Annotated in this window: 15 protein-coding genes; 8 read left to right on the plus strand and 7 right to left on the minus strand. The window is 68.7% G+C overall.

Annotation, left to right across the window (positions count from 1 at the left end; all coding sequences use genetic code 11):
* The first annotated feature begins 102 nt into the window (after nt 1-102).
* The gene (locus AWC02_RS00340; protein WP_109560790.1) at nt 103-561 is read left to right on the plus strand and encodes a MarR family winged helix-turn-helix transcriptional regulator; all 459 of its coding nucleotides are present in this window, start codon (nt 103-105) and stop codon (nt 559-561) included.
* A 54-nt stretch (nt 562-615) separates the two neighbouring features.
* Nucleotides 616-1,593, plus strand: a complete 978-nt coding sequence (locus AWC02_RS00345) for a phosphotriesterase family protein (protein ID WP_085126174.1) — start codon at nt 616-618, stop codon at nt 1,591-1,593.
* Nucleotides 1,594-1,606: 13 nt separating this feature from the next.
* On the opposite strand, the gene AWC02_RS00350 is transcribed toward AWC02_RS00345, so the two are convergent.
* Together AWC02_RS00350 and AWC02_RS00355 are read right to left on the minus strand one after the other, a co-directional pair.
* Nucleotides 1,607-2,182, minus strand: a complete 576-nt coding sequence (locus AWC02_RS00350) for a TetR/AcrR family transcriptional regulator (RefSeq protein ID WP_085126176.1) — start codon at nt 2,180-2,182, stop codon at nt 1,607-1,609.
* 214 nt (nt 2,183-2,396) lie between these two features.
* Nucleotides 2,397-2,990, minus strand: a complete 594-nt coding sequence (locus AWC02_RS00355; protein ID WP_085126177.1) for a TetR/AcrR family transcriptional regulator — start codon at nt 2,988-2,990, stop codon at nt 2,397-2,399.
* 213 nt (nt 2,991-3,203) lie between these two features.
* Between AWC02_RS00355 and AWC02_RS00360 the strand changes: the two genes are divergently transcribed.
* On the plus strand, nt 3,204-4,532 hold the full coding sequence (locus AWC02_RS00360; RefSeq protein ID WP_085126179.1) for an oxygenase MpaB family protein: 1,329 nt from the start codon (nt 3,204-3,206) through the stop codon (nt 4,530-4,532).
* Here the strand turns inward: AWC02_RS00360 and AWC02_RS00365 are convergent.
* On the minus strand, nt 4,469-5,659 hold the full coding sequence (locus AWC02_RS00365; RefSeq protein WP_085126181.1) for an acyltransferase family protein: 1,191 nt from the start codon (nt 5,657-5,659) through the stop codon (nt 4,469-4,471). The genes AWC02_RS00360 and AWC02_RS00365 overlap by 64 nt on opposite strands.
* 104 nt (nt 5,660-5,763) lie before the next feature.
* Between AWC02_RS00365 and pgfA the strand changes: the two genes are divergently transcribed.
* Together pgfA and AWC02_RS00375 are read left to right on the plus strand one after the other, a co-directional pair.
* Nucleotides 5,764-7,032 carry a cell envelope lipid trafficking protein PgfA gene (gene pgfA / locus AWC02_RS00370; RefSeq protein WP_165757806.1) on the plus strand — a complete coding sequence of 423 codons (1,269 nt, stop codon included), beginning with the start codon at nt 5,764-5,766 and terminating at the stop codon, nt 7,030-7,032.
* A gap of 7 nt (nt 7,033-7,039) precedes the next feature.
* Nucleotides 7,040-8,731: an MmpA family trehalose lipid delivery protein gene (locus tag AWC02_RS00375; protein ID WP_085126185.1), complete on the plus strand. Its 1,692-nt coding sequence runs from the start codon at nt 7,040-7,042 to the stop codon at nt 8,729-8,731.
* Here the strand turns inward: AWC02_RS00375 and AWC02_RS00380 are convergent.
* From AWC02_RS00380 to AWC02_RS00390, 3 genes are read right to left on the minus strand one after another with little or no spacing between them, the layout of a single operon-like run.
* Nucleotides 8,728-9,507 carry a PhzF family phenazine biosynthesis protein gene (locus AWC02_RS00380; RefSeq protein WP_085126187.1) on the minus strand — a complete coding sequence of 260 codons (780 nt, stop codon included), beginning with the start codon at nt 9,505-9,507 and terminating at the stop codon, nt 8,728-8,730. The genes AWC02_RS00375 and AWC02_RS00380 overlap by 4 nt on opposite strands.
* Nucleotides 9,508-9,939 (minus strand): thiol-disulfide oxidoreductase DCC family protein, encoded by a 432-nt coding sequence (locus tag AWC02_RS00385; RefSeq protein WP_109560791.1) that lies wholly within the window; start codon nt 9,937-9,939, stop codon nt 9,508-9,510.
* A gap of 19 nt (nt 9,940-9,958) precedes the next feature.
* Complete coding sequence (locus AWC02_RS00390) at nt 9,959-11,113, minus strand: glycosyltransferase family 4 protein (protein WP_085126189.1); 1,155 nt, start codon at nt 11,111-11,113, stop codon at nt 9,959-9,961.
* Between the two features lie 111 nt (nt 11,114-11,224).
* Here AWC02_RS00390 and AWC02_RS00395 point away from each other — a divergent pair, with 111 nt between their 5' ends.
* The 3 genes from AWC02_RS00395 (at nt 11,225) to AWC02_RS00405 (ending at nt 14,359) form a co-directional block, all read left to right on the plus strand.
* Nucleotides 11,225-11,995: a class I SAM-dependent methyltransferase gene (locus AWC02_RS00395; RefSeq protein WP_085126191.1), complete on the plus strand. Its 771-nt coding sequence runs from the start codon at nt 11,225-11,227 to the stop codon at nt 11,993-11,995.
* A 54-nt stretch (nt 11,996-12,049) separates the two neighbouring features.
* On the plus strand, nt 12,050-13,522 hold the full coding sequence (locus AWC02_RS00400) for an aldehyde dehydrogenase (RefSeq protein WP_085126193.1): 1,473 nt from the start codon (nt 12,050-12,052) through the stop codon (nt 13,520-13,522).
* Between the two features lie 66 nt (nt 13,523-13,588).
* Nucleotides 13,589-14,359 carry a hypothetical protein gene (locus tag AWC02_RS00405; protein ID WP_085126195.1) on the plus strand — a complete coding sequence of 257 codons (771 nt, stop codon included), beginning with the start codon at nt 13,589-13,591 and terminating at the stop codon, nt 14,357-14,359.
* Nucleotides 14,360-14,380: 21 nt separating this feature from the next.
* On the opposite strand, the gene AWC02_RS00410 is transcribed toward AWC02_RS00405, so the two are convergent.
* Entirely contained in the window at nt 14,381-16,216 is a 1,836-nt protein-coding gene (locus AWC02_RS00410) for an acyl-CoA dehydrogenase (protein WP_085126197.1), read from the minus strand.
* Between the last annotated feature and the right edge of the window lie 34 nt (nt 16,217-16,250).

The following is a 16,250-nucleotide window of genomic DNA, read 5'->3' on the forward strand; positions in this document are numbered from 1 at the left end:
AGTTGCTAACGCAACTAGTTTTCGATTCATTCCGGAGATGGATTGCGGATATAGCGAGCGCCTCCCCGGTCCAGTGATGCTCGAAGCAACTACATTGAGAGCATGGACACGCGCTGGCTCAGCCAGAAGGAACAACGCATGTGGCGCGGCTATCTGGACAGCACACGCCTGCTGCTGCGCAGCCTGGACCGGCAATTGACCGCCGACTCAGGACTGAGCCTGTCCGACTTCGAGATTCTGGCGCTGCTGTCCGAGGCGCCGGAGCGCCGGATGCGTATGAACGAGCTGGCCGACATCACCGTGACCACCCGCAGCGGGGTGACCCGCGCGGTCAAACGGCTGACCGACGCCGGCTGGGTCCGCCAGGTCAGGTGTGAGGAAGACAAGCGCGGGCAGTACGCCGAACTCACCGAGTCGGGCATCAACAAACTGCGCACCGCCGCGCCGGGTCATGTCGCAGCGGTGCGCGCCGGCCTGTTCGATTCCCTGAGCCCCCGCGAGGTGGAGTTGTTCAGCCACTCCTACGCCCGCATCCGCGACAATCTGCTGGAGCACCCGTAGGCATTCTCGGCGAAGACGATCGGCCGCGGCCGCAAGGTCCATACGATCGGGGCCATGTCGCAATGCCAGACCGCGCGCGGTCCGATCAACACCGCCGACCTCGGCGTCACGCTGATGCACGAGCACGTGTTCATCATGACCACCGAGCTCGCCCAGAACTATCCGGAAGTCTGGGGCGACGAGGACGCCCGGGTGGCCGACGCGATCGCCCGGCTCAACGAGCTCAAAGCCGCCGGCGTGGACACCATCGTCGATCTGACGGTGATCGGACTGGGCCGCTACATTCCGCGGATCGCCCGGGTCGCGGCCGGAACCGAGCTCAACATCGTGGTGGCGACCGGGCTCTACACCTATGACGACATCCCGTTCTTCTACCACTTCCGCGGCCCCGGCACCCTGCTGGACGGCCCGGAGCTGATGGCCGACATGTTCGTCCGCGACATCGAGTCCGGCATCGCCGACACGGGGATCAAGGCGGGAATCCTCAAGTGCGCCACCGACCAACCGGGCGTCACTCCCGGAGTCGAGCGGGTGCTGCGCGCCGTGGCCAATGCCCACCGGCGTACCGGCGTTCCGATCTCCACCCACACCCATGCCGGCACCCGGCGCGGCCTGGAACAGCAGCGGATCTTTGAAGAAGAAGGCGTCGACCTGTCCCGGGTGGTGATCGGCCACTCCGGCGACAGCACCGATCTGGGCTACCTGGAGGAACTGATCGCCGCGGGGTCGTATCTGGGCATGGACCGCTTCGGCATCGACATGTTCCTGCCGTTCGAGGAGCGGGTGAACACCGTGGCGGCCATGTGCGAGCGCGGCCACGCCGACAAAATGGTGCTCTCCCACGACGCCAACTGCTACTTCGACGCCTTACCCGGTGACCTGAGCGCGACGGCCGCACCCAACTGGCACTACCTGCACATCCACAATGACGTGCTGCCCGCGCTGCGCCAGCGCGGCGTCACCGAGGACCAGTTGCACACCATGCTGGTCGACAACCCGCGCAAGATCTTCGAGCACTCCGGGGCCTACTGACCGGCCCCGGAGGTCACCCCACCAACGAACCGGTGCGCACGACCAAGGTCCGCACCAGGGCCTGCAGTCGCTCGCGGGTCGCCGATTGGGGATCGCTGAGGCGCAATTGCAGAAGCTCGCGGGCGGCCGCCTGCAACATGCGGGCGGTGTAGTCGGGGTCGGGCAGGCCGGGGTAGCTGCGCTGTAACTCGCCCACCAGGTAGGTGCGCACCACTTCCTGCGCCTGGCCAAGCCGCTCGTGCAGTTCCGGCGGCGCCCCCTGCGGGGGCGACAGAAACAGTCGCCACGTGGCGGGCTGGGCGTCGGCGGCCTCGACCACGCTGTCGAACCGGCTGACCAGAACGCCGTCCGCGTCCGCGTCGGTCGTCGCGGAGATCACCTCGGCGAACTGGGCGCCCGCCCGAGCGGCCTCGCGATCGATCAACGCGACGAACAAGCCTGCGGGGTCACCGAACTGCTGATAGATCAGCGATCGGTTGATACCGGCCTCGCGGGCTATCCGGTTCGGGGTGGCGGCGTGAAACCCCTCGGCGTCGACGATGGCGTGCGTGACGTCGAGGATCTGGTTCCGCCGGGCCTGCGCCGTCATCCGCCGCCGCGACGGCCCCGAAGTCATGGCTGACAGCATAAGTAGCTTCCTGTTGCTAGAGGTACCAGCAACCTGTGAGTTTGTGAAGTCCGGCGGTCATGCGGGCCGGCTGGGGCGACCGCCCGACAGCAGATCTGAATCCCACGGCATCGCAATCGATTACACACCGACCGGCAGACCGGGCACGGCACCGAAGCGGCGATGGGGGCCGCACTCACCAGACCAGGCGCGCAAGGTGCGTTTCCGCGTAGTCGCGGACCGCCACGGTGTCGTTGATGTCGAGCACTCCGCCTCGGTTGGTGAGCAGCGATCCGACCAGGCGCACCAAGATCTCCGCGGTGGTCTGCACGGCTTCGTCGGGCATGGTGACTCCGCACAGTCTCAGCGTCGCGGCAACCAGGTTGCTGGCGCGCAAAAATGCCCGCTCTCCCTTGGGCGTGTTGAGCCCGATGAGAAGCTCCGGCTCGTTGGCGATCACCGCGGTGGCCAGCGGGCTCTCGGTGATACGCCGCATGGCAAGGGTGAAGCATTCCACGATGGCGCCGGCGGCATCCTGGGCGCGGGCGGCGTGGCCGAGCTCGACGAACAAGACCTGGGTGTCGGCCTCGACGAGTTGCTCGAAGAGCGCCTCTTTGGTGGGGAAGTGCCGGTACAGCGTGCGGCGGCTCACACCGGCGCGCTGGGCCACGGCGTCGATGTTGGCCCGGCGAAAGCCGTGCCTGGCGAACTCGACCCGCGCGGCCTCGAGGATGGCGCCTGCCGTGCCACCCATGGCATCGCGCACGGTGACCGATGCCGGACTGGCCATGTCGCCCTTCCTGTCCTGTGCGGCGGAGAGCCGCCGATGCCCGGCGGCCGCCGCTGTCAGCGGGGACTTCCCGCGTGCTATCGTGACACAATTACATAAGTTTGTGCCATTGCGCGGGTTTCGTGATGCGCGGCCCCGTGTCGCCACCGATTCACCGCCGGCCGGCACGCCAGACCGATCACTCGGAATCTGCTAGTCATCGGAGGTTCTTGGATGCCCACGCACTACCCCGAGCTGTACGAGCGCGTCCGGCGCCAGGCCGAGCTGCTCCCGGATCTGTACGGCGACCTGAACTTCGATGTGCAGCCCTACCGCACCACGACCGACCCCGACGACGTGTCATCGCTGCGCGCCAAGCCCGCCACTCGCGCCAAGCTGCTGGCCGATGAAGCTGCCGTCGAACTGATCTCGACCGCGACCTGGCTCGGGGACGTGGTGGCGGACTCCTACGCCGCCCTGATGGGCCAGTACAGCGTCACCAGCTTGATCAGCATGCTCAAGACCGCCTGCCGCAAGGGCATCGAGGCAGTGCCCGACGCGCCGCCCGAGCTGGCTGCGCTCATCGCCGATATGGAAGCCACCCCGGACTGGCTGGACATGGACCTGGTCCGCAAAGGCGCCGAGGAGTCGCAGGTGCCGATGGCCCTCTTGGCGCCGTTCGTGGTGCGGGGATCGTTCATCGCGACCTTCCTCAACACCTACGCGGCACTTCCGATGGCCTTGACCGGCGCGCTGACCGGCAAACGCGCGGCCCGGCGAGTCAACGAGACCACCAGCTTCTTCACCGTCACCACCCTGCCCGGCGCGCTGGACCGGCACGGGCCGGGATTCGAGGCGGCGGCGATGGTGCGCCTGATGCACTCGATGGTCCGTTTCAACGCCCTCAAGCGTTCCCCGAAATGGGACATCGACATCTACGGGCTGCCGATCCCGCAGATCGACCAGATGCCCGCCGGGATGATCAATCTGTTCGTGCTGGCGATGGACGCCCACCGCAAGGGCCGCACCGAATTCACCCCGAGTGAGCGTGCCGTCGTCGAGTTCACCCATTACCGCAACTTCCTGCTCGGACTGCCCCAGGAGTTGCTGCCGACCACCCCCGCCGAGATCATCCGGGTGTTCAGTGCCCGCGCGGCACTGCTGCGCGACGACTTCGACGACGCCACCTGCGGAGAGATGGTGCGCTCGACGATGGCCGCCTACCTGCGGCCGGAAGAGACGCTGCGCGAACGCATCGCCGACGCGGTCGAGAAGAGCTACAGCAAGGTGTTTTTCGTTCGGATGTTCAGCGGCGGCCGGCGCGACGTGGCCGCGAAGATGGGTGTCACGCTCGGTCTCGGCGATTACGCCCGGGTGGCGCTGACGACTCCGTTCGTGGTCGGGCGCCTCATGCTGGTGCAGCGCGCCGCCCGCACCCCCGGGTTGCGGCGCATCACAGGAGCCTACGTCCTCCGGCTGCTCAAACGGCGCCTGCAGACCTACGGCACGCCCGAGTTCACCAGCGACGCATCCGAGTACACCCCGTCGGGCCGGGCTGCCTGAGGCGAGTCCGGGCGTTGCGGCGCGTGCCGGTTCTCCCAGCCGCGCAGCTTCTCCCGACACGGTTGCTCCACCAGGGCGTAGCTGACCGCGGCGATCGCGACGGTGAAAACCATCGTCAGCGCCAGCACCACCGCCATGTCCCCGGTGAATGCGAAGCGCCCGATCACCGGAAAGACCATGTCCAGTGCCGCCAGGTGCCAGATGAAGATCCCGTAGGACCAGCGGCCCAGGGTCACCATCGGCGCGCTGGCCAGGAACCGGTGCGCGGTGTCGGGCCGGTCCAGCACCAGTGGGGCCAACAGCGACCACGCCAGCACCCCGCCCATCGCGGTCCGCACGATGAACTGCTCGACGGTTGCCGAGGTGAGCCCTTCCGGGCCGGCCAGCGGTGAGGCCGCCACCAGAAACGCCACCAGGGTCACGCCCGCCATCGGTAGCCGCCGGCGGGCCAGCCGGTGCACCCAGCCGACCGGGCTGTAGGCCCACTCCGCGAGCAGCATGCCCGCCCCGAACCAGCAGCCGTAGGCCGGCGCCCAGTTCAGCGGGTTCACCCCGTAGGGCGTATGGATCGGCAGGTATCCCCAGCCGAGGCTGAGCAGCGCCACGGCCGCGATCGCCGGTATTCGCGCGCGCACCGGCAACCAGCGCGCCGCCAGCGCCAGCAGCGGCAGCGCGAGGTAGAAGCTGACCTCCACCGCCAGACTCCACATCTGGGTCAGTCCCGGGGTCAGCGTCAGCGGCACATAGATCTGCGTCATGGTGAGGTTGGCCAGCCAGACCGTCAGACTGGCTCCCTCGGCGTCGGGGAGCAGCGCCAGCACCACCACCACCGCCACGAGGTAGGCCGGCATGATCCGCACCAGCCGCGACCGCAGGTAATGGCCGGTCGGCGGCGCCGGACGCAACCCGCGCGCGGCGGCGGCATGGCCCCGCCACAACAAGAACCCGCTCAGCGCGAAGAACACCGCGACAGCCATGTCGAACCGGCCCCATAGCCGGCCGCTGATTCCCGACGAGTGCCCGGTCTGAAATGCGACATGGGTGATCACCACGCCGATGGCCGCGCAGGCGCGCATACCCTCGACAGCGGGCAGGAAGCTGCGAACGCCACCCACCTGCTCGTTCATCTGATTAGGGACCGAGGCTTCGATGGACACACAGTAGCTGTTTCGTCTGCTGCTGTTAGGGTCGAACAAATTTAGGTGCGGGTTCAACTGGAGGGTGCGGCGACGTGAACCGAGCAATCATGATGCGTATCGCGGCATGCGCAGTCATGGGCCTCGGCGCCGCTCTATTGGTGGCGGCGCTGTTGCTGTCTACCTATACCGCAGGCAAGATCGCCAAGATCCCGCTGGATCTGGACGTCACGCTGGTCGGCAACGGCAGCGGCTCCGCCCTGGATCCCGAGTCCCTCGGCCGGGAACACGCCGTCGTGGACCAGGATGTGCCGCTGGTGTCGCAGGAGCAGATCACGGTCGAGTCACCGGCCAACGCCGACGTGGTGACCCTGCAGGTCGGATCGTCGGTGCGGCGCGCCGATCGGCAGAAGGACACCGGGCTGCTGTTGGCGATCGTCGACACCGTGACCCTCAACCGCACTACGGCGCGGGCGATTTCCGATGACACCCACCCGGGTGGCTCGGTGCAGCGCCCGCGCAATTTCGAGGACGAGAACCCGCCCACCAATATCGCGCTGCCCCACGAAGGACTGTCCTACCGGTTCCCCTTCGACACCGAGAAGCAGTCGTACCAGTACTTCGACCCGATCGCCCAGAAGGCCTACGAGGCCAACTACGAGGGCGAGGACGACGTCAACGGGCTGACCACCTACCGATTCGTGCAGAACGTCGGCTACGACGAAGACGGCAGCCTCAACGAGCCGATCCGTTACCCGTCGCTGTATGGCCACGACGAAGACGGCGAGATCACCGCGCCGGCCCGGATGTGGAACATCGAAGGCGCCGATCCCGACGAGGACATCACGATGACGCGGTACTACGCCGCGCAGCGCACGATGTGGGTCGACCCCGTCTCGGGCACCATCGTCAAGTCGAAAGTGCACGCCAACCACTACTTCGCGCGTGACCCGCTCAAGCCGGAGGTCGCGCTGGTGGACTACACGGTCACCAGCTCCGAGGAGACCATCGAGGCACAGGTCGACGCCGCCCGCAACGAGCGGGATCGGGTAGCCCTGTGGTCGCGGGTCCTGCCGATCACCTTCACCGCCGCGGGTCTGATCTGTCTGCTCAGCGGTGTCCTGGTCGGCTGGTTCAGCCTGCCCGCCGAGGCCGCTCTGGGACGTCCCGGCCGTCTGGGCTCCGAGGAAGGGTTCTTCGGCGGGTTCGCGCCCAAATCGCCGACCGCCCAGCAACCGTCGGGAGCTGAGGCCGAGACCGAGAAGCTGCCGACGCAACGTCCCCAACTGGACCGGCCGGCGGCGCCACCGGAGCCGAGCGCCCCGGATCGCGGCACCCCGGATTCGGCGCCCGACCAGCCGTAGTTCCGCGGTGGTGCAAGCCAGGCGCTGGTGGGCGCCGTGCTATGCACTCGGCCTGACGCTGCTGATTCTGGCGCCCCTGCTGCGTCCCGGTTATCTGCTGCTGCGAGACGCGGTTTCCACGCCGCGGTCCTACCTGACCGGGGCCGCCCTCGGGCTGAGCGAGTCGGCGCCACGAGCGGTTCCGCAGGATTTCGCCGTCGCCCTGGCCTCCCGGCTGGCCGACGGCGGCATCGTGGTCAAAGCACTGCTGGTGGCGGGTCTGTGGCTGGCGGGCTGGGGTGCCGCACGCCTGGTGGCCATCGTCGCGCCCGAAGCGGGGTTGCCCGGTCAGCTGGTCGCGGTCACCGTGGCGATCTGGAACCCCTATGTGGCTGAGCGGTTGCTGCAGGGCCATTGGAGTCTGCTGGTGGGCTACGGCTGCCTGCCGTGGGCGGCGGTGGCGATGCTGGGGCTGCGCGCCGGGGCGACCGGACTGTTCGGCTTGGTGTTCTTTCTGGCGTTGGCCGGGCTGACCCCGACCGGCCTGGTGCTGGCCACGGTGGTGGCGCTGGTGTGTGTCGCCGCGCCCGGCGACGGACCGCCGCGGTGGTGGTGTGCCGCCGGCGCGATGGCGATCGCGACGGCGGCCGCCCTGCCCTGGCTCACGGCGCTGGTGCTGAGCCCGGGGTCCGCGCACGGCGAATCGGCCGGGGCGGCGGCGTTCGCGGCCCGCGCCGAGCCGGGTCTGGGCACCCTGGGAAGCCTCGCCGGGCTCGGCGGAATCTGGAACTCCGAGGCGGTCCCGGCATCACGGACCACCGGCTTCGCACTGCTGGCCACCGTGGTGTTCCTGGCCGTATTGGGCTTGGGCTGGTCGTCGGTGCGGGACCTGCCTGCGGTACGGCCGCTGCTGGCCCTGGCCGCAACAACGGTGCTGGCGTTCGCCCTGCTGGCCACGGGCCCCGGCGTGGCCCTGCTGCGCTGGGCTACCGACATCGCGCCCGGACTCGGAATGCTGCGCGACGGCCAGAAGTGGGTGGCGCTGGCGGTGCCGGGATATGCACTGGCCGGAGCGGGGGCGGTGGTGGGCCTGCGTAAGCGGCTGCCGCCGGCGCGAGCGGCGCTGGTCTGCTGCGTCGCGCTGATCGTCGTCGTGCCGGACCTGGCCTGGGGCGTGGCCGGCCGGGTCACCCCGGTGCACTACCCACCGGGGTGGGCGGCGGTGGCGGCCAAGATCAACGCCGATCCCCGGCCGGTGGCCGTGCTGCCCGCCGACACCATTCGCCGGTTCCCCTGGGCGGGTACCGCCCCGGTACTGGACCCGCTGCCCCGGTGGGTGCGCGCCGAGGTACTCACCACCGGCGATCTGACGGTCGGCGGGCAGACCGTTCCCGGCGAGGGCACGCGCGCGCGGGCGGTGCAGGAGGCGCTGTTGTCCGGCGCCGAACCGGCTGCGCTCGGCGTCAAGGGCGTGGGCTGGGTTGTTCGAGAGACCGATGCGCAGGGCGAGATCGGTGCTGCGGAAAGAACTCTGACTCGGCTTCCAGTGGCCTATCGGGATGCGGATCTGACGGTGTACCGGGTCGGCGGCCATGCGCCGAACGTGCCGACCGGGCCGCGCCGGGCCGCGATAGCCGCGCATCTGGTCTGGCTGGCGATGCTGGCGGCGGGCGCGGCAGGTCTGGCGGCGGCGCCGCTGCGACGACGCCTGCGCGGTTAACGGCGAAGTTCCCCGCTGAAGACGGTCACCGCGTGCCCGATCAGCAGGACACAGTCGCCGTCACGGCGCACCCGCAAGCGTCCGCCTCGCGGCGAGGCCTGTTCCGCCGAGAACTCCTCGACTCCGAGACGCCCGCCCCACAGCGCGGCAAGAGTGCAGTGCGCCGAGCCGGTCACCGGATCCTCGGACAGCCCGAAACGGGGAGCGAACACCCGGCTCACAATGTCGGCGTCACCGTCACCGACTGCCGTAACCACGACGGCACGCGCGTCGACCTTCGCCAGCGCCGCCGTGTCCGGCACCAGCGCCCGGACTTCGGCAGCCGACCCCGCTTCCACGACCACGTCCAGGCTGCCCCGCCACACCGAGCGGATGCTCACCCCGGGCAGGCCCGCCACCAACTCCGCAGTCGGCGACTCGCCGCGCACCGGGTCCGCCGGAAACGCCATGCTGATCGCACCATCGGAATCCGTCGTGCAAGCCAGCAGGCGATCGCCCGCCCGGAAGGACTGATCCCCGCCCAAGACATGAGCACTGGCCAGGGTTCCAGAACCGCACAACGCCAATTCGGCCACCGGACTGAACCACCGCAGACTTCGCGGGCCGGGATCCCCATGAGCGGGCCCGATGAATGCGGTTGCCGGGCAGTTGAACTCTGCTGCCACAGCCTGCATCCACGAAGCGTCGGCGGGACCGTCCAGCAGCACCACAGCGGTGGGGTTCCCCCGGAACCTCACCGATGTGAACGTGTCGACCAGGTAAGCGGCAGTGGGCACTTAGGCGTCCAGGAAGCGGGCCCGCACGCCCGGCCCGGGGACGGGGCAGGTGTCGTGCCGACCGCCCAACCGATAGCGCACCGCGGCGAAACGGTCGTAGAGCCAGTCGCGCAACCCCGCCGGGATGATGCGGGCGGCCAGCAGCAGCCGAAATGGCCCGCCCAGATAGCTCAGCACCCGCAGGGCGGCTGCCGAGCGCACGTCGATGCGCTCGTCGGGCCGGCCCGGGTTGTGCACGAAGACCATCGAGTCGATGTCGCCCAGCCCCGGGTGGCGCGCGATGACCCCGCGCGCGAAATCGCTGTCCAATGCTGCGAATCGCAGCGTGCCGCGCCGGTCGAACCGGAGGATGGTCTGTACGGATCGATTGCAGATTCCGCAGACGCCGTCGTAGAGCAGCACCGGAGCCGTGGGCTGGTCAGTCACCGGCATCGCCTCCCGTGCACGCTTCTCAGACCACGCCGCTGATGTAGCGACGTTCCCGCACCGCGGTCAACACAGCATGCAGCCCCTCGGCGCTTTGCCGCCAGGAGAATTCGGCACTGCGGGCCTGCGCCTTGGCGCCGAGTTGCTCGCGCAGCACCGCGTCGGCCAGCAGTCGCCTGAGTTGCTCGACCAGGCCGTCGCGGTCGTCGACCAGCATCCCGGTGACCCCGTCGACTATCGAGTCCGACAACCCGCCGGAGGCCCGGTAGCCGATGGTGGGCACGCCGTGCTGGCCCGCTTCGATGACCGCCAACCCCCAACCCTCCTTGCGGGAGGGCAGGACATGGACCCAGGCCCGTTGCACCAGTTCGTGCTTGGTGACCTCGTCGACATGGCCATGGAAGGTCACCACGTCGGTGATCTCGAGCTCCGCGGCGTACTGCACCAGCCGGTCAGCCCACCACCCCCCGCCGATGACGTCGAGGTGCAGGTCCGGGATACCGGCGCGCAGCGCCGCCACGGCCTCCAACGCATCCTCGATCTGCTTGTGCGGAACCAGGCGCGACAACACCACCACCCGCGGCGCCGGCGAGCGCGGATCCGTCAGCGTGGCGGGCGGTGCCTCGTCGAGGCCGTTGCGGACCACCGCGATGCGCTCGGCACCCACACCCAGTTCGACCAGGTCGCGCAGCGAGGGCAACGACACCGTCAGGTACTGATTGCGCCGGTTCAGCCACGGCGACAACCTCGACTCGACCATCCAGCCGATCCGGCTCAGCACCGGCCCGGCTACCGGCCACTGTTCGCGGTGGCAGTGGTGCACCAGCATCACGACGCGGCGCCCGTAGATGAGGCGCGCCAAAAAGGGCAGCCCGTTCTGGGTGTCGATCACCACGTCCGGCCGCACGCCCCGCAGAGGTCCCAGGCCGACGCGAGCCGCCGCCATCACCGCCAGCGCCCACAGGTACACCGTGTACGGTCCGCCGCGGCGGCTGATGCGCACCCCGTCGACGACCTCGTGCTTGGGTGCCCCCGGATAGCGGGCGGTACGCAGGGTGACCGCCACGCCGGCGGCGGCCAGCTCGGCACCGATGCGCTGCAGGTAGGTCTCACTGCCGCCGCCCTGCGGATGCCCGGTGTCACGCCAGCACAGCAGCAGGACCGAGCGCACAGCAGACACGCCGACCAGCGTAGTCGGCCCGCTCGCCGCGCCCGGCCGAATATGCGCGGGGCGGCAGGGGCGGACCGGTGGCGGCCGGGGTCGGGCGGCGGCGGGGCCTACGCTGGCCCGGTGGCTGCCACCGAGAAGTTCGCGCGACACGCGACGCTGGGCCGTGCGGTGCGCCTGCTTTCCCAGTTCCGCTACGAACAGACCGCACCGGCACGGTTCTACGGTGCGCTGGCCACAGACACCGCGGCCATGGTCACCGAGCTGTGGCGGGGGGTCCGCGGCGACGAGCCGGCCGGAAGGACACTGCTCGACGTGGGCGGTGGGCCGGGCTACTTCGCCAGCGCGTTCGCCGGCGCCGGGTTGCGTTACATCGGCGTGGAACCCGACCCCACAGAAGTCCACGCCATGCACGCGGCACGGGCCGCGTCTTCCCCGGGCAGGTTCGTGCGGGCCTCCGGGATGGCCCTGCCGTTCGCGGATGCCAGCGTGGACATCTGCCTGTCCTCCAACGTCGCCGAGCATGTGCCGCGGCCCTGGCGACTCGGCAATGAGATGCTGCGGGTCACCCGGCCAGGCGGCCTGGTGGTGCTCTCCTACACCGTGTGGCTGGGTCCGTTCGGCGGTCACGAAATGGGGCTCAGCCACTATCTGGGCGGGCACCGGGCCGCCCGGCGCTATACCCGCCGGCACGGCCACCCGCCGAAGAACAACTACGGCTCGTCATTGTTCGCGGTGTCGGCCGCCGCGGGGCTGGACTGGGCCCGCCACACCGGCGCCCTGGTGGCGGCTTTCCCCCGTTATCACCCGCGATGGGCGTGGCCGATGACGAAGGCGCCGGGCATTCGCGAGTTCGGCGTGAGCAATCTGGTGCTGGTTCTGCGACCGAACTGAACGATTGACTGCAACGTGTTCTAATCCGTGCACCGGCTAGGTAGGGTGGCGCCCATGACCGACTCCAGCATCACCGAATACGACACCCTCTTCATCGGCGGCAAGTGGACCGCCCCGTCCACCGATCAGGTGATCGAGGTTCGCAGCCCGGCCACCGGCGAGTATGTCGGCAAGGTGCCGCTGGCGGCCAAGGCGGACGTTGACAACGCAGTCGCGGCGGCCCGTCGAGCGTTCGACTCCGGCCCCTGGCCGTCGACCCCGCCGGCCGAACGCGCCGCGGTGATCGCCGCCGCGATCAAGCTCATGGAAGAGCGCAAGGACCAGTTCACCCGCCTGCTGGGCGCCGAGACCGGCCAGCCCCCCTTGAGTGTCGAGACCATGCACTGGATGAGCTCGCTGGGCGCCCTGAACTTCTTCGCGGGTCCCGCCGTGGACGAGGTCAGCTGGGAAGAGGTTCGCACCGGCGCCTACGGTCAGACGATTGTGCGCCGCGAGCCGATCGGGGTGGTCGGTGCGATCGTGGCGTGGAACGTGCCGCTGTTCCTGGCGGTCAACAAGCTGGGTCCGGCCCTGCTGGCCGGCTGCACGGTGGTGCTCAAGCCGGCTGCCGAGACGCCGTTCAGCGCGAACCTGCTGGCGCAGACGTTCGCCGATGCGGGTCTGCCCGAAGGTGTGCTGTCGGTGGTGCCGGGCGGCGCCGAGACCGGTCAGGCGCTGACCTCCAACCCGGACGTGGACATCTTCTCCTTCACCGGCAGCTCGGCGGTCGGCAAGGAGATCGGCAAGCGCGCCGCGGACCTGCTCAAGCCCTGCACGCTGGAATTGGGCGGAAAGTCGGCGTCCATCGTGCTCGAGGACGTCGATTTGGCGTCGGCGATCCCGATGCTGGTGTTCTCCGGGATCATGAACACCGGGCAGGCGTGCGTCGCCCAAACCCGCATCCTGGCGCCGCGGTCGCGCTATGAGGAAGTGGTCGAGGCCGTCAAGAACTTCGTCGCCGCGCTGCCGGTCGGTCTGCCGGACGACCCGGCCGCCCAGATTGGTGCGCTGATCAGCGAGAAACAGCGCGAGCGCGTGGAGGGCTACATCGCCAAGGGCATCGAGGAGGGGGCGCGGCTGGTCTGCGGCGGCGGCCGTCCCGAGGGCCTGGACTCCGGCTTCTTCGTCGAGCCGACTGTCTTCGCCGACGTGGACAACTCCATGACCATCGCCCAGGAGGAGATCTTCGGGCCGGTGCTGTCGATCATCGCCTACGACACCGAAGACGACGCGGTCGCGATCGCCAACGACTCGGTGTACGGACTGGCCGGCAGCGTGTGGACCTCCAACGTCGAGCGCGGGATCGAGATCGCCAAGAAGATCCGCACCGGGACGTACGGAATCAACTGGTACGCCTTCGACCCGTGCTGCCCGTTCGGCGGTTACAAGAACTCCGGGATCGGCCGGGAGAACGGCAAAGAGGGTGTGGAGCACTTCACCCAGCAGAAGAGCGTGCTGATGCCGATGGGCTACACCCTGGACGCCTGATCGGGCACCGGCCCGCCCGGGTTCACCTGCCGTTGCTGCAACGGTAAGCCCCTATACTGCCGTTCTGTGGGCGTGCTGCTGTGGTTCGCACCCTGGGGCCTGTACTGGGTGCTGGTGGGAAATGCTCCGCCGGTGATCGCCGCGGTGGTGGCGCTGGCCGCCGCGCTGGCCGCCGCGGCCACCGGTCGGGAGCCGTCGCTACGGGTCCTGGCGGGAGGGGCTCTGGCGACGTTCACCCTGCTGGCCGTGCTGCCGTGGGGATGTGCCGCGGCACCCAGATGGCTGCTGGCGTTGAGTTTCGCCGGCCTGTTCGCAACGCTGCTCACCGGCGTCGCCCTGCGCAGATCCGTGATGGAAGCCGTCGTCACGGCCGACGTGGCGGCGCCGGTGGCGCAATCCGAGCTGTTCGCGCCCCTGGTGAAGCGGCTGACGTGGGCCTGGCTGGGTGCCCTCGCGGCGATGACGGTCTGCGCGGCGGTGCCCCCGATCGCACTGGCCGATGCCGCCGCGCGCCAACCGCACGATCCGCTGATCTACCTGTGCTACTGGGTCATTCCGTTTGGGATTCTGAGCGTGGCGGCGATCGGGTCGCGCCTGCTGGCCGACCGGATGACCGCCGGGTTCGGCGATGCGGTGCGTAAGACGAGCTTCGTCGCCTTCATCGACCTGGAGATCGATCAGCTGTATTACCTGGCCACCGAACACGCCAAGCGCGAGATCGGCCCCGGCGAGGAGGCCTACAACATCACCGTCGGCACCAAGGGGACACCGTTGGTCGGTGACGAGACCCGGGTGTCCTGGCCGTCGACCTACAAGGTGCGCCAACGGCGCGGCTGAACCCCGGCCGCGCTGACCGATTCAGAAGGCTTCCTCGGGCAGGTCCATGAGCGCGAGATCCTCGGTCTCCACGATGCGTCGATCCACACCGAGGCGGGGTAACACGTTGGCGGCGAAGAACTTTGCCGCACCCACTTTCCCCTGGTAGAAGTGCGCGTGCTCGCCGGAGGCCCCGTGGTCGAGGGCGGTCAGGGCGACCTCGGCCTGGCGCAGCAGCAGCCACCCGATCACCAGGTCGCCGACGGCCAGCAGGAACCGCACCGAACCCAGGCCCACCCGGTAGAGTTCGCGGGCCTGCTGCTGCGAGCCGAACATGTATCCGGTCATGGCGGCCACCATGGCCCGCGTGTCGTCGAGGGCGGCGGCCAGCTGCTTTCGGGATTCGGTCAGTTCCGCTCGGCCGTCGGCACGGTCGAGGAATTCCTCGATCTGAGCGATCAGATGTCCCAGAGCGACACCGCGATCGCGGGCGATCTTGCGGAAGAAGAAGTCCTGGGCCTGGATGGCGGTGGTGCCCTCGTAGAGCGAGTCGATCTTGGCGTCCCGGATGTACTGCTCGATCGGATAGTCCTGCAGGAAGCCGGACCCGCCGAAAGTCTGCAATGCATCGGTCAGATACTGGTAGGCCCGTTCGGATCCGACGCCCTTGACGATCGGTAGCAGCAAGTCGTTGACTCGTGCTGCCATCTCGGCGTCGGCGCCCGAAACCTGCGACGCCACCTCAGCGTTCTGGTGCGCCGCGGTGTAGAGGTACAGGGCCCGCATCCCCTCGGCGTAGATCTTCTGCATCATCAGAGCACGCCGCACATCCGGGTGGTGGATGATGGTCACCCGCGGCGCGGTCTTGTCGGTCATCTGCGTCATGTCCGCACCCTGAATACGGGTTTTGGCGTATTCCAGCGCATTGAGATATCCGGTGGACAGCGTAGCGATTGCCTTGGTTCCCACCATCATTCGCGCATACTCGATGACATGGAACATCTGCGCTATGCCGTTGCGGGTGTCTCCGACCAACCAGCCTTTCGCCGGCACGCCGTGCTGGCCGAAGGTCAGTTCGCAGGTGGTCGAAACCTTCAGTCCCATCTTGTGTTCCAGTCCGGTGACGAACACCCCGTTGCGCTCGCCGGGTTCGCCGGTCTGGGGGTCGGGCAGAAACTTCGGCACCAGGAACAGGCTCAGCCCCTTGGTACCCGGCCCGGCGCCCTCGGGACGGGCCAGGGTCATATGCATGATGTTCTCGAACATGTCGTCGGTGTCGCCGTTGGTGATGAACCGCTTCACCCCGTCGATGTGCCAACTGCCGTCGGGCTGTTCGACAGCCTTGGTGCGGCCCGCACCGACATCGGAGCCGGCGTCCGGTTCGGTGAGCACCATGGTGGCGGCCCAGTTCCGGTCGATCACCATCGACGCCCAGTGCCGTTGCTGCTCGTTGCCCAGGTCGTAGAGGATGTTGGCGAAGATCGGACCGGCCATGAACATGAACACGGCGGGGTTGGCGCCCAACGCCAGTTCGTTGATCGCCCAGGACACCATCGACGGCGCCGGCACCCCACCGACTTCCTCGCGCAGGCCGATGCGGAACCATTCGCCCTCCCGCCAGGCCCGCAACGACTCCTTGAAGGGTTCCGGCAGCGCCACGCTGTGCGTGGCCGGGTCGAACACCGGCGGGTGACGGTCGCTGTCGGCGAATGACGCCGCCACGGGCCCCTCGGCCAGCCGGGCGGCTTCGGACAGCATCTGGCGGACGGTGTCGCCGTCGAGATCTCCGAACGCGTCGTCGGCCAGGCATTTCTCCAGGTCGAGCATCTCGAAGAGGTTGAATTCCAGGTCGCGGACATTGCTCTTGTAGTGACCCATAACTCCAGAATGCACCTGCAGACGCGCAGGTCGG

Source organism: Mycolicibacter engbaekii (assembly GCF_002101585.1).
Lineage (GTDB): Bacteria > Actinomycetota > Actinomycetes > Mycobacteriales > Mycobacteriaceae > Mycobacterium > Mycobacterium engbaekii.

What these genes read in the sequence shown, in the direction of transcription:
- AWC02_RS00360 (WP_085126179.1), top strand. Translation starts at nt 3,204, where the DNA reads ATGCCCACGCACTACCCCGAGCTGTACGAGCGCGTCCGGCGCCAGGCC.
- AWC02_RS00350 (WP_085126176.1), bottom strand. Translation starts at nt 2,182, where the DNA reads ATGACGGCGCAGGCCCGGCGGAACCAGATCCTCGACGTCACGCACGCC.
- AWC02_RS00385 (WP_109560791.1), bottom strand. Translation starts at nt 9,939, where the DNA reads ATGCCGGTGACTGACCAGCCCACGGCTCCGGTGCTGCTCTACGACGGC.
- AWC02_RS00365 (WP_085126181.1), bottom strand. Translation starts at nt 5,659, where the DNA reads ATGAACGAGCAGGTGGGTGGCGTTCGCAGCTTCCTGCCCGCTGTCGAG.
- AWC02_RS00345 (WP_085126174.1), top strand. Translation starts at nt 616, where the DNA reads ATGTCGCAATGCCAGACCGCGCGCGGTCCGATCAACACCGCCGACCTC.
- AWC02_RS00355 (WP_085126177.1), bottom strand. Translation starts at nt 2,990, where the DNA reads ATGGCCAGTCCGGCATCGGTCACCGTGCGCGATGCCATGGGTGGCACG.
- AWC02_RS00400 (WP_085126193.1), top strand. Translation starts at nt 12,050, where the DNA reads ATGACCGACTCCAGCATCACCGAATACGACACCCTCTTCATCGGCGGC.
- AWC02_RS00410 (WP_085126197.1), bottom strand. Translation starts at nt 16,216, where the DNA reads ATGGGTCACTACAAGAGCAATGTCCGCGACCTGGAATTCAACCTCTTC.
- AWC02_RS00340 (WP_109560790.1), top strand. Translation starts at nt 103, where the DNA reads ATGGACACGCGCTGGCTCAGCCAGAAGGAACAACGCATGTGGCGCGGC.